Below are 22,562 nucleotides of genomic sequence, written 5' to 3' on the forward strand. Positions count from 1 at the left end.
CCTTTAGCCGCGTGGGTTGGCGGTGCTTGCCAGTTTCTGTTGGGGAGCGTTGGCGGGCCGGTTATTCGCTTCCAGCGCCTGGCGCTGGCTGGCGAGCGCGGCGAGGGTTTCACTGCTGGCCATGGGCACGGTTTGTGGGTCGACCGTGGAGCCCGGGCGCACGCGCTGCAGGCCATTGACCACAATGCGGTCGCCCTTGGCCAGGCCACCTCGCACGATGCGCAGGCCTTCGAGTTTCGGGCCAAGTTCGACAGAGCGGTAAGTCGCCTTGTTGTCCTTGTCCATTACCAGCACGAACTTCTTGCCCAGGTCGGTGCCTACGGCTTCATCCTTGATCAGCACGGCTTCATACACGCCGCTGCCTACCAGCTTGAGCCGTGCGTACAGGCCTGGGGTGTACTGCCCATCTCGGTTGTCGAACACGGCGCGGCCACGGATGGTGCCGGTTTGCGGGTTCACCTGGTTGTCGAGGAAGTTAAGCTGGCCCAGGTGGCTGTTGCCGTCCTCGTTGGACAGCCCCATGTACACCGGTGCCGCGCTGCTTACCCGGCCATCGCGGGTGAGCTGGGTGTATTTGAGGAAAGCACGCTCGTCGGCGTCGAAGTAGGCATACACCTTGTCAGTGGACACTACGCTGGTGAGCAGGCTGCTGTCGGCGCTCACCAAGTTGCCGGCAGTGATCTCGGCCCGGCCCACGCGGCCACTGATAGGCGCGGTGACACGGGTAAAGCTCAGGTTGAGGCGGGCGAGGTCCAGTTGGGCCTGGATCGCGGCCACCCCGGCGCGGGCGGCGAGTGCCGCACTGTTGCGGCCGTCCGCCAGCTCCGCAGAGATGGCATTGGCGCTGCGCAGGCGTTCGCCACGGCTGGCTTCGTTCTCACTGTTGGCGGCATTGGCCCGGGCTTGTTGCAGCTGGGCTTCCAAGCGGTGCACCTCGGCCTGGAATGGCCGCGGGTCGATCTGGAACAGCAGGTCGCCCTTTTTCACCAGGGCGCCCTCGGTAAATGCCACGGTGTCGATCTGGCCCGATACGCGCGGGCGGATCTGTACGGTTTCCGGGGCCTCGAGGCGGCCAGTGAACTCGTCCCATTCATTCACCGGCTGATCCAGCACTTCGGCAACGCTTACCTTGGGGGCCTGCGGTGCTTGAGCGGTTTCAGGCGCTTTGCCGCAGGCGGTGAGCACAGCGAGCGCCAGCACGGCCAAGGGGTAATGCAAGGGTTTGAATGACTGTTCCATGAGAAGCCCGCCCATTATGTTTATCAGGATGGACGGATTCTGGCGACACGCGGGACCATCGACGAATCGAATGGTTCGAAGGTAACTATCATTGCCAGTGATTCAGGTTATTCAAAAAATTTCTGAGCCACACCCTTGTAGACCCGGCGCCGCCGGGGAACCGTTAGCGGCCTTGACCGCCCCTACGCGCCAGCGGTTTCCAAGGCCCAATCCATGAACATCCGCACGGCAGGCAACCGCTCGCGCCCTGGCAAGCAGCTGAGCCGATAGGTAGCGGCAGGCAGCCGCAGGTGCGGCAGGTACGGCTGCAGCAAACCCTTGCTCACGCTGTCAGCCACCAGCACGTCGCTGGCCAGCACTAGGCCGTGGCCGGAGATGGCCGCCAGCAGCCCGTGCTGTTCATCGGCATAGGAGCGCCGCCCGGGCCGTGACAGCCAGTGCTGGTGCTGGGCCATGGCGCACCATTGGGGCCAGTCGGGCGTACCCGGCACGCTGCTGGCCCACGGCATGTCGATCAGTACCGGGGCCTGGGCGACCGACGGCGACCAACCGTGCGGGGTATACACCGCGAAGTGCTCTTCGAACAGCGTGACCTGGTACAGGTCCGGCTCGGGATTGAAGGTCGCCCGAATAGCCAAGTGCACTGAAGCATCCCGGGCCAGGTCGGTCAGCGCCTCGGCCGTTTCCACGCGCACGTTCAAGTGTGGGCAGCGTGCGTAGAAGTCGCCCAGGCGTGGGATCAGCCACAAGCTGGCAAAGGCTGGGGTGGTGGTGATCACCAAGGTGTTGGTGGCTTCATCCGGCAGCAGCGGTAGCACGGCGCCGTTGAGGCCCACAAACGCCTGATGAAGGCCCGCGTGCAGCCGCTTGCCTGCATCGCTCAACCGCACCCCCTGGCCAGTGCGCTCGAACAGTAAGGTGCCCAACCACTGCTCCAGGGATTTGACCTGATGGGAAATGGCCGCCGGGGTGACCGACAGCTCTTCCCCGGCGGCGGCGAAGCTGCCGAGCCGGGCGGCGGATTCAAAACCGCGCAGGGCGGTGAGAGGAAGGTGGGCAAACACCGGGTTTAGCCTCATTAGGGGTGGGTCAAATCTACTTGCTTGCACCGCCGGGCTCAACCATCGAAGCTGCGCGCACTTTCAGGGGAGTTTTGACCATGCAAGGCGCGAAACGCAAAATCGTCCAGGCGGTGCTCTACGAAGCGGGCGCTCTGATATTCGTGGCACCGGCGCTGGCCCTGCTGTTCGGCCAAGGGATGGGGCACTCCACCGTGCTATCGGTGGTGATAAGCACCGTTGCGCTGGGCTGGAACATGCTGTTCAACCATCTGTTTGAGGGGTTCGAGCGCCGTAGGGGCTGGCACGCACGTACGCCCTTCAGGCGGCTGCTGCATGCGGTGGGCTTCGAAGGTGGCCTTACGGGCATTCTCACCCCGGTAATGGCCTACGGCCTAGGCGTCGACCTGGTCACCGCTTTCCTCACTAATGTAGGGCTGTTCGCCTTCTTCTTCATTTATGCCTACGGGTTTCAATGGGTGTTCGACAAGGCCTTCGGGCTGCCACGGCAAACAACGTTCAACCCCGGCGCCTGCCCCAGCGCGGATTGACCTCTGGGCCGGCACTGCGTAGGCTTGCCCCCTCGAGGTGCTTCCAGGGGCAATGCCTGCTGAAGCTAAGATGGGAACGCGGTAACAAGCCGCGGCTGCCCCCGCAACTGTGAGCGGTAAAGCCTGGCCAATGCCACTGCCTTCGGGGCGGGAAGGCGCCAGGCCGCCATTGGGCATATTGCCCGGGGCGCCGCAAGCCAGGAGACCTGCCTCGTGCCGATCCTTTTATTCAACCGGGCGGGGTGATCCGGTGCGAACCTGCCCAGGCGCCGCCTGCGGTGCCTTCGCGCCTGCCCGCCACAGTGCCAGGGCCACCCATGAAAACGCTCAGCAAGCTCCCCGTTACCATCGTTACCGGCTTCCTTGGGTCCGGTAAAACCACGCTGCTTCGTCACATTCTCGATAACGCCGAAGGCCGGCGCATTGCGGTGATCGTGAACGAGTTCGGCGAGCTGGGCATCGATGGCGACCTGCTCAAGCAGTGCAGCATCGGCTGCACCGAAGAAGAGGCCGTAGGGCGCGTGTTCGAGCTGGCCAACGGTTGCCTGTGCTGCACCGTGCAAGAAGAGTTCTTCCCGGTGATGCGCGAACTGGTACAGCGCCGCGGCACCCTGGACCACATCCTGATCGAAACCAGCGGCCTGGCGCTGCCCAAGCCGCTGGTGCAGGCCTTCCAGTGGCCAGAGATTCGCAACGCGTGCACCGTTGACGCCGTGATCACGGTAGTGGACGCACCCGCGGTGGCGGCCGGTACCTTCGCCGCTTTCCCTGACGCCGTGGACGCGCAGCGCCGGCAGGACCCGAACCTGGACCACGAATCCCCCCTGCACGAGCTGTTCGAAGACCAACTGGCCAGTGCCGACCTGGTGATCCTGAACAAGGTTGACCTGATCGATTCGCAAGGCCTGGAGCGCGTGCGCGCTGAAGTGAGCGAAGAGCTGCCGGCCGCGGTGAAAGTGGTCGAAGCCAGTGCCGGGCAGCTGCCGTTGGCAGTATTGCTGGGCCTGGGCGCCGAATCCGAAGCGCACATCAATGGCCGCCTTACCCACCATGATCAGCACCATGATGGCGAAGAAGCGGACCACGACCATGACGCCTTCGATTCCATCTGGGTCGAGTTGCCGGAAGCGCCAGAAGCTGCGTTGATGGCGGCGCTCGACAGCGTGGTTCAGCAGCACGACGTACTCAGGGTGAAAGGCTTTGCCGCCATCCCCGGCAAACCCATGCGTTTGCTGGTGCAGGGCGTGGGCAGCCGGTTCGATCGGCATTTCGACCGGCCATGGGCCGCGGACGAGGCCCGGGTGAGCCGGTTGGTATTGATCGGCCAGGCGCTGGACGGTGCCGTGCTGCGCGATGAACTGACCCAAGCATTGCGGGGCTGACCGATGCACCTGCTACGCACCCAGCCCGGCGGTTTCGTTCCGGACGACAGCATTGCCGACCTGGGCCAGAGCCCGGCCGAACTGGTGATCCTGTGCAGCGGCGATTCCCATCTGGCCCTGCTGGCCGAAGCGGCAAACGGCCTGCCGGGTGACTACCCGAGCGTGCGCCTGGCCAACCCGATGCAGGTTCAGAACCACGCCTCGGTGGACCTGTATGTGGACCAGGTGCTGCGGCACGCAAAAGTGATCGTGTTGTCGCTGCATGGCGGCGTGGGCTATTGGCGCTACGGCGTTGAGCAGCTGGCACAGCTGGCGGGGCAGGGCGTGCTGATAGTCGCGGTGCCCGGGGACGACCGGCCAGACCCGGAGCTGGGTGCGCTGAGTTCCGTAACGGCCGAAGTCGCCCAAAGCATCTGGCAGTACCTGCGCCAAGGTGGCATGGGTAACGCCCGCTCGCTGTATGCCTACCTCGCAGCACAATTTTTCCCTCAGGCACTGGCGCAGCCCCTGCCATGGCAACCGCCCGCGCCGCTGCCCCGAGTGAGCCTGTATCACCCGGTATCCGGCACGACAAACCTCGAGCAGTGGCAGAGCTGCTGGCAGCCCGGCGCCGTGGTGCCGGTGGTGTTTTACCGCTCGCACCTGCAGGCCGCCAATACGGCGTTCATCGATGCCTTCTGTGACGTGCTTGTCACGGCGGGGTTGAACCCGATGCCGGTGGCGGTGGCCAGCCTGAAGGAAGCCGAATGCCTCGCGCAGCTTGAAGCCTGGATGGATGAAGCCCAGGCAGCGTTGGTGATCAATACCACAGGCTTCGCGCTGGCCAGCCCCGATGCCCCTCGGCAACGCCCGTTGCGCCGCGACATACCGGTGATCCAGGCCATTTGTGCCCAGGATAACCAGCCCATGTGGGAAGCGAGCCCTCAGGGCCTGGGCCCGCGGGACCTCGCCATGCATGTGGCATTGCCCGAATTGGACGGGCGCATCATCAGCCGGCCGATCAGTTTCAAGGACCTGGCCTGGCGCAGCGAGCGCAGCCAGAGTGACGTGGTGTGCTACCGCGCGCACCCCGAGCGTATGGCATTCGTGGCGCAGCTGGCGGCTCGCTGGATTGCCTTGGGCCGCACACCTGCGCATGGCAAACGCGTGGCGTTGATACTGGCCAATTACCCGACGCGGGACGGCCGCATCGGCAATGGCGTAGGCCTCGATACCCCCGCAGCCGCCTTGAATATCCTTCGCGCGATGCAGGGGCAGGGGTATGCCGTAAGCCAGCTGCCCGAAAGCGGCACCGCGCTGATTCAGGCGCTGCTGGGCGGCGTGAGCAATGACTTGGAGCACCTCGACGCCCGCCCTTGCGCTCAAAGCCTTGAACTGGGCGCGTACACCAAGGCGTTTCTGAGCCTGCCTGAAGCCTGCCAACAGGCCGTGACCGATCGCTGGGGCGCACCCGACGCCGACCCGATGTTCCGTAGCGGGCGGCTGATGATCGCCGGCCTGCGGTTCGGCGAAACCTTCGTCGGCATTCAGCCAGCCAGGGGCTACCAACTTGATGCCAGCGCGGTGTACCACGACCCGGACCTGGTGCCCCCGCACGGCTACCTTGCCTTCTACTTCTGGCTGCGGCTGACATATGGGGCCCATGCCGTCATTCACGTGGGCAAGCACGGCAACCTTGAATGGCTGCCGGGCAAGGGCGTAGGCCTGTCCGCCAGTTGCTGGCCGGACGCACTGCTCGGCCCGCTGCCGAACATCTACCCGTTCATTGTCAATGACCCGGGCGAGGGTGCCCAGGCCAAGCGTCGCACCCAGGCGGTGATCATCGACCACCTGATGCCACCGCTCACCCGCGCTGAGAGCTACGGGCCGCTACGGGACCTGGAGCGGCTGGCGGACGAATACTATGACGCTCAGTTGCTGGACCGCCGTCGCGCGCTGGAGCTGCAAGGGGAAATACTGGCGCTGGTGCGCGCCACCCAGCTGGACCGCGAACTGAGCCTGAGCGATGCGGCCTTGAGCGATGCCGATACCTGGTTGCCGCGCCTCGACACCTACTTGTGTGACCTGAAGGAATCGCAGATCCGCGACGGCTTGCACGTGTTCGGTGAGTCCCCTGCGGGGCGCCTGCGCATCGACACCCTGTGCGCGCTGCTACGTGTACCGCGTGGGGCAGGCAAGGGCGCCGAGGCCAGCCTGCCAAGGGCGCTGGCCACGGCCCTGGGCCTAGGGTTCGATCCGCTCGACTGCGTATTCGGCGACCCTTGGCAGGGCCCTCGCCCACGCCTTTTGGCCGATGTGGATGCCGGGCCCTGGCGCACCCATGGCGATACCCGCGAGCGCCTTGAACTGCTTGGCGCTCAGCTTGTGGAAAGCGCCTTGAATGAACGCTGGGAGTGCCCGGCAGGGGCAGCGTGGGAGGGCGTTGCGACCATTGTCGAGGGGCTGCTTGCCAAGGTAGCGCCCGCGCTGGACGCCTGCGGCCCTGCCGAAATAGGCAACCTGCTGGCCGCGCTTGAAGGCCGGTTCGTCGAGCCCGGCCCTAGCGGCGCGCCCAGCCGGGGGCGCCTGGATGTATTGCCCACCGGCCGTAACTTCTACAGCGTGGACGTACGCAACCTGCCTACCCCCACGGCCTGGCGGCTGGGCTTCGCCTCGGCCAACCTGGTGCTTGAGCGCCACTTGCAGGACCACGGCGACCACTTGCGTGCACTGGGGCTTTCCGTTTGGGGCACCGCGACGATGCGCACTGGTGGCGACGATATTGCCCAGGCCATGGCCCTGCTCGGTGTACGCCCCGTCTGGGCCACCGGCAGCCAGCGGGTGGACGATTTCGAGATATTGCCGCTCAGCCTGCTGGATCGTCCCAGGGTGGACGTTACCCTGCGTGTGTCCGGGTTCTTCCGTGACGCCTTCGGCAACCTCATTCGATTGTTCGACGCTGCGGTCCAGGCGGTAGCGGCGCTGGACGAGCCGGAAGACATGAACCCCCTCGCCGCGCGGGTGCGCAGCGAGCAGGCGCAGCTGCTTGCCGATGGTGTCGAGGCCGAAGAGGCTCGGCGCCAGGCCGGCTGGCGAATATTCGGTGCCAAGCCAGGGGCCTACGGCGCCGGGGTCCAAGGGGTGATCGAGTCCCGGCAATGGACCGACCGCGGCGATCTGGCCGAGGCATACCTCAATCACTCCGGTTATGCCTACGGCGCTGCCGATGAAGGCGCCCCCGCGCGCACGGAACTGGCCCGCCGCCTTGGCCAGGTGGAGGCGGTGCTGCAAAACCAGGACAACACCGAACACGACCTGCTCGATTCCAACGATTATTACCAATTCCAGGGCGGCATGCTGGCGGCGGTGCATCAACAAAGTGGTCGCGAAGCCGCCAGTTACCATGGCGATCACAGCCAGGCGGACGTACCGCGCATTCGTACCCTCAAGGAAGCTCTTAACCGGGTAGTACGGGCGCGGGCGGTGAACCCCAAGTGGATCGACGGCATGCGCCGCCACGGCTACAAGGGCGCCTTTGAAATGGCCGCTACCCTGGACAACCTGTTCGGCTTCGATGCGGCTACCGGCCTGATCGAAGACCACCAATATGCGTTGGTGGCCGAAGCGTATGTGCTGGACGCGCAAAACCGCGACTTCCTTCGCGAGCATAACCCTCATGCGTTGCGGGACATGGCCGAGCGCCTGCTGGAGGCTCAGCAGCGCGGCCTGTGGCAACAACCCGGCGACTACCGCCAGGCACTGGAAGATGTGCTGCTGGACAGCGAAGAAGAGGGCTGAGATGACGTTTCACTATCCGCTGAGCGCGGTCGTTGGCGCCGAGCCGCTCAAGCTGGCGCTGTGCCTGGCCGCGATTGATCCGAAGATCGGCGGCGTGCTGATTGAAGGCCCGCGTGGCATGGCCAAAAGCACTCTGGCCCGCGGGCTGGCTGACCTGCTGGAGGGGGCGCCGTTTGTAACCTTGCCGCTGGGCGCCAGTGAAGACCGGGTTGCCGGCACATTGGACCTGGACGCTGCACTGGGGCAGGGGCAGGTCCGCTTTTCGCCCGGTGTACTGGCGGCCGCCGACGGCGGTGTGCTGTACGTCGATGAAGTGAACCTGTTGCCTGACCCGCTGGTAGACCTATTGCTGGATGTCGCCGCCAGTGGAGTGAACCGCGTGGAGCGCGACGGCATTTCTCACCAGCATCCGTCGCGTTTCGTGTTGATCGGGACCATGAACCCGGAAGAGGGTGAGCTCAGGCCGCAACTGCTGGACCGCTTTGGCTTGAACGTCGCGTTGGAACAGCGGCCCGAGCCCGCCGAGCGTCAGGCCATCATCCGCCGGCGCCTGGCGTTCGACAGCGACCCGGCCGGCTTTTGTGAACAATGGGCGAGTGAGCAGGCCAACCTTGGTCAACGCTGCCGCGAAGCACGGGCGCGGTTGAATGACATACCGCTGGACGACGCTGCATTAGCCAGCATCAGCGAGGCCTGCCATGCCTCGGGGGTGGACGGCCTGCGCGCCGATCTGGTGTGGCTGCGCGCCGCCCGTGCCCACGCGGCCTGGCGCGGTGGCGCGCATATCGAGGGCGTGGACATTGAGGCAGTGGCGGAATTTGCTCTTCGTCACCGTCGGCAGAGCCCCGCTCCGCTGACACCCCCGGCGAGTTCAAGCGCCCCGCAACCTCAGCAACCGCAACAGCCCCAGCAAGGGGCGAGTGGTGACTGGGGACAGATGCCCGCGCAAACGGTTGCCACAGGGCCACGCACCGGCTTGCCGGGGTGGCCAAAAAAGCATTGAGCCCCCGCTTGGCCCAGGCGGGGGCGAAGCGCACAAGCGTTGTGGCCAAAGCTAGTCAGCGGAGCGGGCGCCTGGGCCATGGTGGGCGCATCGCTTGGGTGCCCACGCTAGCGAAAGGCCGCCCCGCAAGCCGAGCGGATGTGCAGTGGCAAGCCGGCCCGGCCAATGCGCCGCCGCTGTGGCTGATCGTGGTGGACACTTCGGCATCTACCCGCCGTCACGGCGCACTGTCTCGCGCCAAGGGGTTTTTACAGGCTTTGTTCGATCAGGCTTACCGCCAACGGGCGCGGCTGGCCTTGATCACCGCCAGTGGCGCAGGCGCTCAATGGCAGCGCCATGGCCTTAAAGCCTCCCGCGCGCTGGGGCCCTGGCTGGATCAGCTCGGTGCCGGCGGCGGCACGCCGCTACCTGAAGCGCTGAGCGAAGCAAAAACCTGGCTGGCCCGGCAGCAATCCGTCCAGGCCGGGCGTGTATACCGCTGCGTGGTGATCACCGACGGGCGTTTGAAGACAGTGCAGGGTATACAAAGTGTGGGGTGTGACACCTTGCTGGTGGACATGGAGCTGGGCGGGGTACGGCTGGGCAAAGGCCGTGAGCTGGCCCGGCTTCTTGAGGCGGAATACGTGCATCTTGACGCTTTGCCATCGGGTTGAAAAAACATTGGGCTCTGTGGGAGTAGGCGAAAGCCTGCGAACATTCTCCTACGGTAGCCAACGCGGTCTGACGGCTATCCAGCCCTTGGCCGGGTGATGGCCTGGCTCCAGACCTTGCGCTGGCAGCGGGGGCAATCCAGCGTTTGGTGGCCTGCCAGCCGCTGCACGCCGCCGCAGTGCTCACAGGCATACAGCCCGCTCGCCTCGGGCGCTTCGGAAGGTGAGCGGAACTCCCGCGGCAGGATCGACAGCCCTGGCTGCACTTCGTCCCGTTCGTAGAAGTACACGCTCACGTCGCCGTTCACCTCGAGCAGCGCCAGGCGAATCTGGCCCAGATGTTCCGCCCCATGCAGGCGCAGCTCCATGAGGAACTCGTCGTGGGTAACGTTACCCTTGTCCAGGGTTTCAAGCTCGAATACGCCGTCGCGAATGATGAGGATAGCGCGGCCTTCCAGCCATTCGCCAAAGCGGCTGCTGCGCTCGATCACAAAGGTGGTGAAGCGGTACAGCAGCGTCATTACCAGAAACACTGTGAGTACCGGCAGTATGGGTACATCGTCGTAAAACGTAACGTCGCCGGCCGCGGAGCCCAGCGTGAGGATGACCACCAGCTCGAACAGAGATAACTGGCGCACGCCCCGCCGGCCGGCAATCTTCAGGAAGATGAAGACCACCGCATAGGCCAGCAGCGTGCGCCCGGCCACTTCCCACAGAAAGGCCAGTGATTGCTTGTCCAGCAGCACCCGCTGCCAGTCGATAGACATTACGCGCCGTTTCGGCGATTACGGCCGGTCACGGTAATCAGTGGGCAAAAGCCGGCATGCTCCAGGGTTGCAGGCTATAGCCATGACGAGACAGGCCGGCACGCACTTCTTCAAGCGCGCTGGCGAGTTGCTGCGGGTCGGAGTAGGCACTGGCCGACAGCTGAGCGCGGCACAGGTTGTGACTGGTGTGATCATCGATCACGGTAAGGCTGAGGGCGCCATCACCGTCTTGCTGTGTCCAGGCGACACAGTGGAAGGGTTCGAAAGCGTTGCCGGCGATCAGTAGGGCTTCGTTCACACGCAGCGTTGCGTCCATGAGTTGTTTGCTCTCTCGAAATGCACGTCAGGTTGACATCGCCGCGTCTTTTGAGGCGGCAGTTGAAATACTGATGCCCTGACGCGACCAGCGAGTCACAAAGGTGGCCACAAATTTGTGAAGTATTCCGTTATCACAAGCGGCACCCCTTGCAGCCGTAAGACTTCATCAAAGAGTTTGAATTCCCGCCACCCGATCGCCGGTGCGTACTCATGGACGGGCGGTTGCCCCGAAAACACGGGCGATGGCGGCATGAGCTTGTGCCTCCCGGGCTGCCCAGTCCCCGGTAAGCACAATAAAAGGCTGTTTATTTTTCACCAGCCAGTTCAGGCAAGCCTCGAAAAAAGCGCGACGATCTGCCACATCCGGCTGGCAGCGCTGGCCGTCGGCTACCCAAGGCACCTCTTCAGGAGAAAGCAGGAGGTGAAGGTCATAACGCCGGTCCAGTAACGCTGTGTCGAGCCATGCCGGGTAGCTTCCGAACAACAGGTTGCTCCACAAGATGTTGCTGAGCAGGTGAGTATCCAGCCACAGCCAGTCGGGGTTGGCCATCCGCGCGCAGTCTTCCATGGCAAGTTGGCCACGCGCGATGGTGGGAATATCGTCCAGCGAGGTTTCCCTTTGGTGGGTATCGATGAACTCACGCACGTATTCCGCGCAGCTTAGCCCCCCATAGCACTGCTGCAGGCGCAACGCCAGCGCGCTTTTACCTACGGACTCCGGCCCGGTCAACACCACCACATTCATCTTGCCACGCCTGCCTTTTCTTTAATGAAGGGTGCACATCCTAACCCGTACCGTCACAACCCTCACGCAGGTGTGCTGGCGTTGCTGTCAAGCATCAGTCAGAATCGCCGGCGCGGGCGCGTACCAGCAGGGAAATGCTTGAAAAAACTCAGGAACTTGCGCCTTTGTCACCAAAGTGTGTACCTAATCATTCAAACCGTCATAGAACGGCCGGATCTGGGGGAAATGTATGGACATGTGGACGGCCGCATCGGCCATGGTGCTGGGAATTGTCGAGGGGCTTACTGAGTTCCTGCCGATCTCCAGCACCGGGCATCAGATCATCGTGGCAGATTTGCTCGACTTCGGCGGGGAGCGAGCGATGGCATTCAATATCATCATCCAGCTGGGGGCGATCCTTGCAGTGGTATGGGCGTTTCGCGGCAAGATCATCAGCGTGGTCGGCGGTTTGGGCACCCAGCCCGAGGCGCGGCGCTTCACCGCGAACCTGCTGATCGCGTTCCTGCCGGCGGTGGCGCTCGGTGTGCTGTTCTCGGATGTGATTCACCACTACCTGTTCAACCCGATAACCGTGGCCTGCGCGCTGATCGTAGGCGGGGTGGTGATGTTGTGGGCGGAAAAGCGCAAGCATCAGGTGCGTATCGAGCATGTGGACGACATGCACTGGACCGACGCCTTGAAGATCGGTTGCGCCCAGTGCCTGGCAATGATTCCGGGCACCTCACGCTCTGGGTCTACGATCATTGGTGGGCTGTTGTTTGGAATGTCGCGTACAGCGGCCACTGAATTCTCGTTCTTCCTGGCCATGCCGACGATGGTGGGGGCCGCGGTTTATTCCGGATACAAGTATCGGGACCTGTTCCAGGCCTCGGACCTGCCAGTGTTCGCACTCGGTTTTCTGGTGTCCTTCCTGTTCGCGATGATCGCGGTGCAAGGCCTGCTGAAATTCATCGCCCATCACAGTTATGCCGTGTTTGCCTGGTACCGGGTGGCGTTTGGGCTGCTCATTTTGCTCACCTGGCAATTCCATTGGGTCGATTGGTCCACGGCCCAAGGGTAAACGGCTGAACTCCGCCCTCAACCGCTCAGTCGAACTGGGATGCGCCCGCGTAGGCTCACCGGCACGAAGGAGTTGGCGCAACTTGTGCTAGGTACTATCAGGTTCCCCGCACAACCGCATGGGGCAAGAAGGCTAGGGGCGCCGCCTGCAACGCGCCCTTGAGACGGTTCGAGGGCGTAAGGATGAAGCGTCTGTGTACAGCGTTGGGCCTTTTGGTGCTTCTGGGCCTGTTTTCGGTGCAGCTTCAGGCCGCCCCGCGGGCACACTGGGGCGTGGGCGTGCATCGCTTGACATTCCCGGACCCGCTGGACGGCAAGCCAATGCATGCCTATGCGTTCTATCCCTCCAGCATGACGGGGCATACCGCCCGGGTAGATGGCTATCAGTTGGACGCCGATGAAGATGCGCCCATCGCGATGGGGCGTTTCCCGCTGCTGATGCTGTCCCATGGCAATACCGGAACGCCCCTGGCGCTGCATGACCTGATCACCTCCATTGCGGGCAAGGGATTCGTGGTGGTGGCGGTGCTCCATCCGGGTGACAACTACCTCGACCAGAGCCGGTTGGGCACACTCAGCAACCTGTATGGTCGGCCGTTGCAAATTTCTGCCGCGATTACTTCGGCGCTCGACGAGCCCATGCTATCGCCGTTTCTCAATGCTGAGCAGGTGGGCGTCATCGGCTACTCAGCCGGGGGCGAGACGGCGCTTATTCTCTCAGGGGCGCGGCCTGACCTCTCCCGCTTGAAGGCCTACTGCATCGAGCGGCCTCACGACACCGACGCCTGCAAGGGCCACGGCGAGCTGGTTGCCGACCGTAAGGACCTCACGGCCCAGGCAGATCCGCGCGTGCATGCGCTATTGCTGATGGCGCCCTTGAGCCTGATGTTTGGTCGCCATGCACTGGCAACGGTACAGGTACCCACGCTGATCTACGCCGGCGACAACGACCAGTTGGTCGCGGTCGACAAGAACGCCGAGGCCTTGGCCCGCAAGCTTCCAGTGAAGGCACGCTACCATCCGTTGGCCGGCGCTGGGCACTTCGTATTCATGGCGCCCTGCACGCAGGAGCAGGAACGGGAACTGCCAGCACTGTGCAAGGACGCTCAAGGCGTGGACCGCGCGGGCATCCACCGTACGATGATCGACGAAGCCGGGCGTTTCTTCTCCCAGGCGCTGGGCCGGCCGACCCGCGCTGGATGGCAGACCGCCGATCAATGACTCAGCGGCCGCTGCCTTCCCGCGACAGCCAGCCGATCAGCGCCAGCCCTACGACAGACAAGCCCGACGCGCAGAGGAAGATAGCTGCGTAACCGGCATTGGCCGCCAGCGCGCCCATCAGCGGCCCGGCAATGGCCAGGGCAATGTCGAAGAACACTGCGAACGCCCCTAGCCCCGAGCCGCGGCTGCCAGGGGGTACCTGCGCGATGGCCAGCACGCCCAGTGCCGGGTACACCAGCGACAAGCCGAACCCTGCCAGGCTGGCCCCGATCAACGCGAACACGGGCGACGGCGCCAGCCACAGGAATACAAACCCGACCGTCTCGACGCTGAGGCAAGCGAATGCCACGGCGAACCCGCCATAGTGGTTGATCGCGTTGATGAACAGCAGCCGGGCGAGGATGAAACAGGCTCCGAAGGCCGTGAGGCAGAACGCCGCACCTGCCCAGCCTTGTTCCAGGTAATACAGGGTGATGAACGTGGTGAGGGTGCCGTAGCCGATCGAAGCCAGGCACAGGCCTAGCCCGTATGGCGCGACGCGGCCGAACGCGGACCAGAATGGCAGGCGCTCGCCGCCGCGTATCACCGGTACCGAGGGCCGCTTGCGCAGCATGAACAACGCGAACGCCGCCAGGGCGAACAAGGCAATGCCCAGGGAATGGAAGCCCAGGTCGCTGGTCATCACCACGCCCAATGGCGCCCCCACCGCGATCGCCCCGTAGGAGGCGATGCCGTTCCAGGAGATCACCTTGGCCGTATGCTCGGGCCCCACCTGGCCGATGCCCCACGCGCTGGTGCCAACGCCCACCATACCCTGGCCCACCCCCAGCAGCAGGCGCGCCACCAGCAACACGCTCAGGCTCAGGGTGTTCCATTCATGCAGCAATGTTGCCAGCAGCGTGAGCGCGCCGCTGCCGGCAATGGCGTACAGGCCATAGGTGATGGTGCGTTTGGTGCCCAGGCTATCCGCAAGGCGGCCGGCGAGCGGGCGGATCAGCAAGGTGGCGAAATACTGGGCGGCGATTACCACACCCGCCATCACGGCGCTCAGGCCCAGTACGTCGTGGACGTAGCCCGGCAGCACCGCAATCGGCAGGCCGATGCAGAAGAATGCGATGAAGGTATAGAAAACGATGGACAGGATTTGCAGCGTAACGGCGCCGGAGCGCGGGGGGAGGGTGCTCGAAGGGGTGGTCATCGGTGCGCTCGCGGGCAGTGGGGCTACACCTATGATCGCCATCGGGCGAGAAAATTAAAAGCTGGCTAATGATTTTCTCGCCCGGTACGGGCCGGTTACACCACGCCTTGGCTGCGCAGGTACTCGTCGTAGGTGCCGCTGAAGTCCACCACGCCTTCAGGCGTAAGCTCGATGATGCGAGTGGCCAGCGAAGACACGAACTCGCGGTCATGGCTCACGAACAGCAAGGTGCCTGGGTAGTTCTCCAGTGCCAGGTTCAGCGCTTCGATGGATTCCATGTCCAGGTGGTTGGTGGGTTCGTCCATCACCAGCACGTTGGGCTTTTGCAGGATCAGCTTGCCGAACAGCATGCGGCCCTGTTCACCCCCGGAGATCACCTTCACCGACTTGTTGATCTCGTCGCTGGAGAACAGCATACGACCGAGCGTGCCGCGCACCAGCTGCTCGCCGCCTTGCGTCCACTGGCCCATCCACTCGAACAGGGTGGCATCCTGCTCGAAGTCCGAAGCGTGGTCCTGGGCGTAGTAGCCCAGTTCGGCGCTGTCGGTCCACTTCACGCTGCCCTTGTCTGCCTGCAGCTCACCCATCAGCATACGCAGCAGGGTGGTCTTGCCGGCGCCGTTGGGGCCGATGATCGCCACGCGCTCGCCGGCTTCGACCTGCAGGCTCAGGCGATCGAACAGCTGCTTGCCGTCAAAGCCCTTGCTCAGGTTGTCCAGGGTTACCGCCTGGCGGTGCAGCTTCTTGTTCTGCTCGAAGCGGATGAACGGGCTTACACGGCTGGAAGGCTTGACCTCGGCCAGCTGGATCTTGTCGATCTGCTTGGCGCGCGAGGTAGCTTGCTTGGCCTTGGAGGCGTTGGCCGAGAAGCGGCTGACGAAGGTCTGCAGCTCGGCGATCTGGGCTTTCTTCTTGGCGTTGTCGGCCAGCAGTTGCTCGCGCGACTGGGTGGCGGCGGTCATGTACTCGTCATAGTTGCCCGGGAACAGGCGCAATTCGCCGTAATCCAGGTCTGCCATATGGGTGCAGACGCTGTTGAGGAAGTGACGGTCGTGGGAAATGATCACCATGGTGCTGTTACGCGCCGTGAGGATGGTCTCCAGCCAGCGGATGGTGTTGATGTCCAGGTGGTTGGTCGGTTCGTCGAGCAACAGCACGTCCGGGTCCGAGAACAGCGACTGGGCCAGCAATACCCGCAGCTTCCAGCCGGGGGCAACTTCGCTCATGGGGCCGAAATGCTGCTCCAGAGGAATGCCCAGGCCCAGCAGCAGTTCACCGGCGCGGGATTCGGCCGTGTAGCCGTCCATTTCCGCGAATTCGGTTTCCAGCTCGGCGACTGCCATGCCGTCGTCTTCGGTCATTTCCGGCAACGAGTAGATGCGGTCGCGCTCGGCCTTGACCTTGTACAGCTGCTCGTGGCCCATGATCACGGTATCGATCACGCTGCAGGCCTCGTAGGCGAACTGGTCCTGGCGCAGCTTGCCGAGCCGCACGTTGGGCTCCAGCATCACCTGGCCGCCACTGGGCTCCAGGTCGCCGCCAAGGATTTTCATGAAAGTGGACTTGCCACAACCGTTCGCCCCGATCAGGCCGTAGCGGTTGCCGTTGTTGAATTTGACCGAGACGTTCTCGAACAGCGGCTTGGGGCCGAACTGCATCGTGATGTTGGCGGTGGAGATCAAGAGCCTTACCTATCAGTAACGTGCGAAGTAGATGCTGTGCTTGGGTCGAATCCTTGGCTTGCCAGGCCCTGCCAGTCGTGGACACTCTGGTCCAGCGTGGGCGAGGAAAGAGGCGGCAGCGCGAATGCTCAAGCTGTCGAGCGGTGAATGCGGGGGTTGAGACCAGACATTGCGCATATTGTGGCATAGGTATGCCGGCAGTTATACCTGTGCGGCGCGTGTTTGCGGCTTGTGGTGGCAGGCCGTTACTGGTTGGGTCGGGTCTGGCGTACTAACCTCACCTGACTATGCCGCGGAGCATCAGCCATGAGAACAAAAATAATCTATTTCCATAACGAATACCGCATCGAGACAAACCCCGAGTACCGGCAGGCGACCTTGCTGGAGCGGGTGTATGACCGCTATAGCGACGCCTACATTCCAGAGCCTGGCAAAGGCATCTCGATTCAGCAGGGCAGCAGGGTGTCGGGGTTCAGCGTGGAGAGCGTGCAGGTGCGGCTGGAGGCGGATTTCGACGTGTTTCTGGTCCACCTGCGGGATCACTGACCCAGCGGTTTACTCGAGTTTTATCGTGCAAGGGAGGTATAAGCTTTGCCGCGCTGGCCCGGCGTACGCGCCGGGCCAGCAGGCAGGTTTGAGCGGGGCGTGCGCCAGCCGGTTTACAGCACCACGCTCGGCAGCCACAGCGAGATTGCTGGAATGTAGGTCACGGCCATCAGTACCAGGAACAGCGCCACATAGAAGGGCAGCAACGCCTTTACCGTGGCTTCGATCGTAACCTTGCCGACCGCCGCGCCCACGAACAGCACCGCGCCAACAGGCGGGGTAATCAAACCGATACCCAGGTTCACCAGCATGATCATGCCGAAGTGCACCGGGTCCACGCCAATGCCCACGATCACTGGCAGCAGGATCGGGGTAAGGATAAGGATCAGCGGTGCCATGTCCATCACCGTGCCCAGCAACAGCAGCATTGCGTTGATGCACATCAGGATCACGTAGCGGTTATCGGACAGCGTCAGGAACGCGGTGGTGATCTTGGTCGGAATTTCCATCAGCGTGAGGATGTACCCGAAGCTGGCGGCGAAGCCGATCAGAATCATCACAATCGAGACCGTGCGCACAGCGCGATGCATCATCTTGGGCAGGTCGCGCCACTTGTAGTCCCGGTAGATGAACATCGTGACGAAGAACGCCCACAGTACCGCGATCGCCGCAGACTCGGTAGCGGTGAACACGCCGGTGAGAATCCCGCCCAGGATAATCACCATCGCCATCATGCCCCACAGGGCCTCACCGGCAATCTTCAAGGCCTGGCGCAGCGGGATGACCTCTCCCTTGGGGTAGTTGCGTTTGCGGGCGAAGATCATGCACAGCACCATCATCACCGCGCTGAGCAACAAGCCCGGCCCGATCCCCGCCATGAACAAGGCGGCGATGGACACCGTGCCGCCGGCAGCGAGCGAATAGAGTACCGAGTTATGGCTGGGCGGGGTGAGCAGCGCTTGTACCGAGCCGCTGACGGTCACTGCGGTAGAAAAGTCCCGTGGGTAGCCGTTGCGTTCCATTTCCGGGATAAGCACCGAGCCCACCGAGGCGGTGTCCGCTACGGAGGAGCCTGAGATCGCACCGAAGAAGGTCGATGCCACGATGTTTACCAGCGACAAGCCACCGCGCACGAAGCCCACCAGCACCCCGGCGAACGCCACCAGCCGGCGGGACATACCGCCCTCGGCCATGATCGCGCCCGCCAGCACAAAGAAGGGAATCGCCAGCAAGGAAAATTTGTTCACGCCGCCCGCGACCTGGATCATCAGGGCGTCGAACGGGATCTCGATCCACCAGGCGCCTACCAGGGCCGCCAGGCCCAGCGCGTAGGCAACCGGCATACCAATGATGATCAGTGCGATGAAACTGCCCAGCAAAATAAACGCGTCCATTCAGGCAGCCTCTTCGCTTTCTTCGATCAGGTCGAAACGCACGGCCCTGCGGTGGCTTTGGTCACCGAGAAATAGCCGTTCCAGCACGAAAACCAGGGTGAGTACGCCGCCGATGGGGATCGGCAGGTAGGAAATCCCCACCCGCAACCCAGGCATTTCGCCGAGAAACTGGTTCCAGGTATTGAGGCACAGCTTCATGCCCTTCACGGCCATGAACACGCACACCAGTGCCATCAGCAATTGGACCAGCACGGAGGCGTTACGGCGCAGGGCAGGGGGCATGCGTTCAGTGGCCATGTTCACTGCCATATGCGCACCCGCGCGATAGCTGGCAGCGGCGCCGAAGAAGGTGAACACTACCATCAGCAGAATCGCGGTAGGCTCTGGCCAGCTCGAGCCCGTCCCCAGTACATAGCGGGCGAAGACGCCCCAGGGAATGATCAGGGCCATCGTCAGCATCGACAGCCCGGCAATACCGATGCAGAGGCGATAGATGCCGTCGTTGATTTTTAAAACCGTGTTTTTCATACGCTCACCCCTAGGCCAGCGGGCGTGGGGCCCGCTCGCTTGGCATTAAATGGCCGTAGCCTTACTGAACGGCTTCGATGCGAGAAATGAGGTCCGCGTAGGGTGCGCCGTACTTCGCGCGTACGCTGGCGGTGGAGTCGTAGAAGGCTTTTTTCTGCTCGGGGGTCAGCGTGATGAACTCAACGCCGGCAGCCTTGAGCTTGGCCTCGCTATCCGCCGACTTCTTGTCCCACAGTACGCGCTCTTCGGCCTGAGCCTCTTTGGCCAGCTTCTTGACCAGCGCCTGCTGTTCAGGGCTGAGCTTGCTCCAGGTGACCTTGGAGATCACCACAGGCTCGGGCAGGATCAAATGCTGGGTGAGGGTGTAGAACTTGGCGTTCTGGTAGTGGTTATGCTCAAGCATCGTAGGCGGGTTGTTTTCCGCGCCGTCGATCACGCCGGTCTGCAGCGCACTGAAGATCTCACCGGTGGCCATGGCAATACCATTGCCGCCCATGGCATTGATGGTGTCGATGAACACCGGGTTGCCTTGAACCCGAATCTTCATGCCCTTGAGGTCGGCAATGTCCCGAACGGGTTTCTTGGTATAGAGGTTCCGGGTGCCTCCGTCCATCCATGCCAGTGCCACAAGGTTGAATTCGGAGTTGGTGATCTTGTCGAGGATTTCCTGGCCGATGTCGCCGTCGATTACCTTGCGCATATGCGCATGGTCACGGAACACGAAGGGCAGGTTGAACACGTTCACATCAGGGACCACCGGGCCGACGATGCCCAGGCTTACCCGAGTCATCTGGATGGCGTTGGCTTGTACCTGTTCCACCACCTCCTTCTCGGAGCCCAATACGCCACCTGCGAACATCTTGAAGCTGATCTCGCCCTTGCTCTGCTCTTCGAGCTTCTTGCCCATCTCTTGTTCTGCGACAACCGGGGGGTACCCGGCTGGATGCACTTCGGCGAACTTGATCTTGACATCTGCCATAGCCGCGGTGGACATGCAGAAAACAAGAGGGAGCGCCGCAGTGAGCAGCTTGCGTTTGAAGTCCATGGTGTCTCCGATCGTTATTGTTTTTGTCAGCAGGGGGCCGCAGCGACCTTACGGGAGTAGTTATCCGTTGTCGTACTTCTTGAGGATTATCGACATGCGTCAAAACATTTGTCAACGCGACTTAAGTCGGTCGAGGACAGGAAAGGGCGAGAAAGGTGGGGGCTCGCGGGCGGACATGTCCGCCACGAAATATTTAGCAAAGGTTGGGGAGGAGAGCGAGGGGCAATGAGACAGGTATCAGCGCTGCTGACGTCGCTGGATGGCTGCTACTGCTGAACGGATAAGGTCAGTGAGTTCGCCGATCTGCCAAGGCTTTTGCAAAAAGCGTATGTTGCCTTCGCTTTCACCAGCCGAGCCAGTAGTGAGAATCACCGGTACTTCCGGCCATTTCCTGCACACCTGCTTGGCGAATTCCCACCCGTCGAGCTCGCCGGGCATGATGTAGTCCGTTACCACCATGGACACCTCATCGGGATTGGCGCGCATATAAGTAATAGCCTCGTCGGCGCTTTCGAAGCTGACCACACCCAGCCCAAGTTGCTCTACGACTTCTTCTGCGATCCATCGTAGAAGCTCGTCGTCTTCTGCAATCAGCACCTTCAGGCGGGTTGGCTCTGTAGCCACTGGCACTCCCGTCACAGCATCGAACTCCCTCATGGCTATAAGCATCCCCTGGCTGACAGCCTTGGCATTTGCGCTCGGCCAACGCGGCGCGCAAGCCTATGACCGCAAAATTTCCAAGGGTTCCGCGCGCTTACGCAAATCCGTGTAACAAGCGTGTGACGATTCAGCGAATCCTGCACCCGCTCAGGACGAGAGATCAGCACCCTGCGCGGGCTGTACTGCAACCGCCTTGAAGTGCCCCGCCTGGACGTCATCGGCATACCGCTTGAGCCGTGCCTCGCCACGCTCGAACACCGTGATCATTCGCAGCAGCGCCTGAGCATCCGGCTGGTTGTGGCTATGCTCGAGCCGCTGGGCGATACCCTTTAATTCGACTGCAGACCATTTCAAGTCCGAGGCGATGTTTTCAAGTTCACGCTTGAGGTCCTGTTCGGTCTTGCCAAGGCTCATTTGCTGCTACGCCTCCATTGCGATTCTGGCCGGCCTCGATCATTTGCCAAGGCCTCCATGGCATCATCCGCAAGGCTGAAGAAGCTGGCAAGTTCCGGCGACAATCGGAAGCGCAGCGGCGGGTTCAGCCCTACGATGCTTTACGGGACTTGCGAGGGGTACGTGACTTGGACGTCTTGGCCGTGGCAGGTTTTTCCTCGGTGGCTTTCCCGGCCGCCTTGGGCGCCGTTTTGCCCCCCAGGCTACGCTTGAGCAGCTCGGTAAGGTCGATGACGTCGGCTCCTTGCTTGCCAGTGTCTTCGGCGGTTTCCACTTCCTCGATCTTGCCTTCATGGGCCTTGCGGTCCACCAGTTCCATGATCTTGGCTTCGAACTGATCGGTATACTCTTCCGGGCTCCAATCTCCGCTCATGTCTTCCACCAGCCGCTTGGCCATCTCCAGCTCGCCTTTCTTGAGCTCTGCCTTTTTGGCCTCGGCACTCAGTTCCAAGGTATCCAGGCTACGTACTTCCGCCGGCCAACGAAGTTTTACCAATACCAGAGCATCGTCCAGTGGCATCAACGCGGACAGGTACTGGCGTGTGTGTAAGACAACCAGCGCCAAGGCCACCTTGTTGGTTTGCCGAAGGGTTTCCCGCAGCAGCGCATACACTTTTTCGCCGCGTTTATCGGGGGCGAGGTAGTAAGGCGTGTCGATATTCGGCAGTGGGATCTGCGAACTGTCCACAAACGAGAAAATCTCTATGGTCTGGGTGGATACCGGGTGCGCTGCGCGAATTTCCTCTTCGCTGAGTACAACATAGCGACCTTTCTCGTACTGCACGCCCTTGACGATGTTCTCGCGGTCCATTTCCTCACCGCTGACCTTGTTGATGCGCTTATAGCCCACGGGGTCCATGCTGCGCTTATCGAGCCAGTCGAAATCCACCCCTTTGGAGGCGGTAGCCGAAACCAGCGCAACGGGGATATGAACCAGGCCGAAACTGACGGCGCCTTTCCAAATAGCACGGGGCATGGGGCAAACCTGCAATCAAGCGGGGAGATCCTTAAAGGACCGAGGCTTACACAGCTTAGTTCAGTGCACGCATCCGGGCAGGGTCGTGCAGTTTGCAGGCAGCTGCGCCACCTTTTCGGGCATTGCGCATGGTAGCTTTTCAGATGTTTCTGAAGACTTCAACGTAAGTGATTGATAAACAAGCCCGGACGGACGGTGCCACGGGCGGCATGGAAGGTGCTTTTCATGTAGAAGCCCAGAAACGCCGGATCATGATGAACCGGTCACCTGACGATGTGGCTTCAACCCGAAGCCTGCAGGCGAACGTTCG

Annotated in this window: 21 protein-coding genes and 1 riboswitch; of the genes, 8 read left to right on the forward strand and 13 right to left on the reverse strand. The window is 62.5% G+C overall.

All coding sequences use genetic code 11. From position 1 onward, the window contains the following. Positions 1-3: 3 nt before the first annotated feature. Positions 4-1,239, reverse strand: a complete 1,236-nt coding sequence (gene mexE / locus LG385_RS08835; RefSeq protein WP_225773956.1) for a multidrug efflux RND transporter periplasmic adaptor subunit MexE — start codon at positions 1,237-1,239, stop codon at positions 4-6. A 182-nt stretch (positions 1,240-1,421) separates the two neighbouring features. Continuing rightward, on the reverse strand, positions 1,422-2,303 hold the full coding sequence (locus LG385_RS08840; protein ID WP_225773957.1) for a LysR substrate-binding domain-containing protein: 882 nt from the start codon (positions 2,301-2,303) through the stop codon (positions 1,422-1,424). A 95-nt stretch (positions 2,304-2,398) separates the two neighbouring features. On the opposite strand from LG385_RS08840, the gene LG385_RS08845 reads away from it, so the two are divergent. The 5 genes from LG385_RS08845 (at position 2,399) to LG385_RS08865 (ending at position 9,663) form a co-directional block, all read left to right on the forward strand. Further along, entirely contained in the window at positions 2,399-2,848 is a 450-nt protein-coding gene (locus LG385_RS08845; protein ID WP_225773958.1) for a PACE efflux transporter, read from the forward strand. Between the two features lie 18 nt (positions 2,849-2,866). Further along, a riboswitch (cobalamin riboswitch) is annotated at positions 2,867-3,077 on the forward strand. An 88-nt stretch (positions 3,078-3,165) separates the two neighbouring features. Further along, positions 3,166-4,230 carry a cobalamin biosynthesis protein CobW gene (gene cobW, locus LG385_RS08850; protein WP_225773959.1) on the forward strand — a complete coding sequence of 355 codons (1,065 nt, stop codon included), beginning with the start codon at positions 3,166-3,168 and terminating at the stop codon, positions 4,228-4,230. A 3-nt stretch (positions 4,231-4,233) separates the two neighbouring features. After that, positions 4,234-8,007 (forward strand): cobaltochelatase subunit CobN, encoded by a 3,774-nt coding sequence (gene cobN / locus LG385_RS08855; RefSeq protein ID WP_225773960.1) that lies wholly within the window; start codon positions 4,234-4,236, stop codon positions 8,005-8,007. Between the two features lies 1 nt (position 8,008). Further along, entirely contained in the window at positions 8,009-9,010 is a 1,002-nt protein-coding gene (locus tag LG385_RS08860) for an ATP-binding protein (protein ID WP_225773961.1), read from the forward strand. A gap of 89 nt (positions 9,011-9,099) precedes the next feature. Further along, the gene (locus LG385_RS08865; RefSeq protein ID WP_413247365.1) at positions 9,100-9,663 is read left to right on the forward strand and encodes a vWA domain-containing protein; all 564 of its coding nucleotides are present in this window, start codon (positions 9,100-9,102) and stop codon (positions 9,661-9,663) included. Positions 9,664-9,737: 74 nt separating this feature from the next. Here LG385_RS08865 and LG385_RS08870 read toward each other — a convergent pair whose 3' ends face one another. From LG385_RS08870 to LG385_RS08880, 3 genes are all read right to left on the reverse strand, one after another. After that, complete coding sequence (locus tag LG385_RS08870; protein ID WP_225773963.1) at positions 9,738-10,427, reverse strand: DUF421 domain-containing protein; 690 nt, start codon at positions 10,425-10,427, stop codon at positions 9,738-9,740. A 37-nt stretch (positions 10,428-10,464) separates the two neighbouring features. After that, the gene (locus tag LG385_RS08875) at positions 10,465-10,743 is read right to left on the reverse strand and encodes a hypothetical protein (RefSeq protein WP_181111926.1); all 279 of its coding nucleotides are present in this window, start codon (positions 10,741-10,743) and stop codon (positions 10,465-10,467) included. A 210-nt stretch (positions 10,744-10,953) separates the two neighbouring features. Continuing rightward, positions 10,954-11,490: an AAA family ATPase gene (locus tag LG385_RS08880; protein WP_225773964.1), complete on the reverse strand. Its 537-nt coding sequence runs from the start codon at positions 11,488-11,490 to the stop codon at positions 10,954-10,956. Positions 11,491-11,719: 229 nt separating this feature from the next. On the opposite strand from LG385_RS08880, the gene LG385_RS08885 reads away from it, so the two are divergent. Further along, positions 11,720-12,550 (forward strand): undecaprenyl-diphosphate phosphatase, encoded by an 831-nt coding sequence (locus tag LG385_RS08885; protein WP_181119729.1) that lies wholly within the window; start codon positions 11,720-11,722, stop codon positions 12,548-12,550. A 182-nt stretch (positions 12,551-12,732) separates the two neighbouring features. Then, positions 12,733-13,770, forward strand: coding sequence for an alpha/beta hydrolase family protein (locus LG385_RS08890; RefSeq protein ID WP_225773965.1), 1,038 nt, complete (start codon positions 12,733-12,735; stop codon positions 13,768-13,770). Between the two features lies 1 nt (position 13,771). Here LG385_RS08890 and LG385_RS08895 read toward each other — a convergent pair whose 3' ends face one another. Both LG385_RS08895 and LG385_RS08900 read right to left on the reverse strand, forming a co-directional pair. Continuing rightward, positions 13,772-14,968, reverse strand: coding sequence for an MFS transporter (locus tag LG385_RS08895; RefSeq protein WP_225773966.1), 1,197 nt, complete (start codon positions 14,966-14,968; stop codon positions 13,772-13,774). 95 nt (positions 14,969-15,063) lie between these two features. Beyond that, on the reverse strand, positions 15,064-16,650 hold the full coding sequence (locus LG385_RS08900; RefSeq protein ID WP_181111931.1) for an ABC-F family ATPase: 1,587 nt from the start codon (positions 16,648-16,650) through the stop codon (positions 15,064-15,066). 306 nt (positions 16,651-16,956) lie between these two features. On the opposite strand from LG385_RS08900, the gene LG385_RS08905 reads away from it, so the two are divergent. Further along, positions 16,957-17,196 (forward strand): hypothetical protein, encoded by a 240-nt coding sequence (locus LG385_RS08905; protein ID WP_181111932.1) that lies wholly within the window; start codon positions 16,957-16,959, stop codon positions 17,194-17,196. A gap of 113 nt (positions 17,197-17,309) precedes the next feature. Here the strand turns inward: LG385_RS08905 and LG385_RS08910 are convergent, their stop codons facing one another. The 6 genes from LG385_RS08910 to LG385_RS08935 all read right to left on the reverse strand — a co-directional run bounded on the left by LG385_RS08910 (position 17,310) and on the right by LG385_RS08935 (position 22,252). Further along, positions 17,310-18,590: a TRAP transporter large permease gene (locus LG385_RS08910; protein WP_225773967.1), complete on the reverse strand. Its 1,281-nt coding sequence runs from the start codon at positions 18,588-18,590 to the stop codon at positions 17,310-17,312. Continuing rightward, a complete protein-coding gene (locus tag LG385_RS08915; RefSeq protein WP_225773968.1) occupies positions 18,591-19,118 on the reverse strand; it encodes a TRAP transporter small permease in 528 nt (175 codons plus the stop codon). 61 nt (positions 19,119-19,179) lie between these two features. After that, entirely contained in the window at positions 19,180-20,163 is a 984-nt protein-coding gene (locus LG385_RS08920) for a TRAP transporter substrate-binding protein (protein WP_225773969.1), read from the reverse strand. 237 nt (positions 20,164-20,400) lie between these two features. After that, positions 20,401-20,787, reverse strand: a complete 387-nt coding sequence (locus tag LG385_RS08925) for a response regulator (protein WP_225773970.1) — start codon at positions 20,785-20,787, stop codon at positions 20,401-20,403. 183 nt (positions 20,788-20,970) lie between these two features. Then, complete coding sequence (locus tag LG385_RS08930; protein ID WP_225773971.1) at positions 20,971-21,237, reverse strand: hypothetical protein; 267 nt, start codon at positions 21,235-21,237, stop codon at positions 20,971-20,973. A gap of 130 nt (positions 21,238-21,367) precedes the next feature. Then, positions 21,368-22,252: a Ku protein gene (locus LG385_RS08935; protein WP_181119744.1), complete on the reverse strand. Its 885-nt coding sequence runs from the start codon at positions 22,250-22,252 to the stop codon at positions 21,368-21,370. Positions 22,253-22,562 lie beyond the last annotated feature (310 nt).

The sequence above is a fragment of the Pseudomonas sp. Marseille-Q5115 genome (assembly GCF_916618905.1).
GTDB classification, from domain to species: Bacteria; Pseudomonadota; Gammaproteobacteria; order Pseudomonadales; family Pseudomonadaceae; genus Aquipseudomonas; species Aquipseudomonas japonica_A.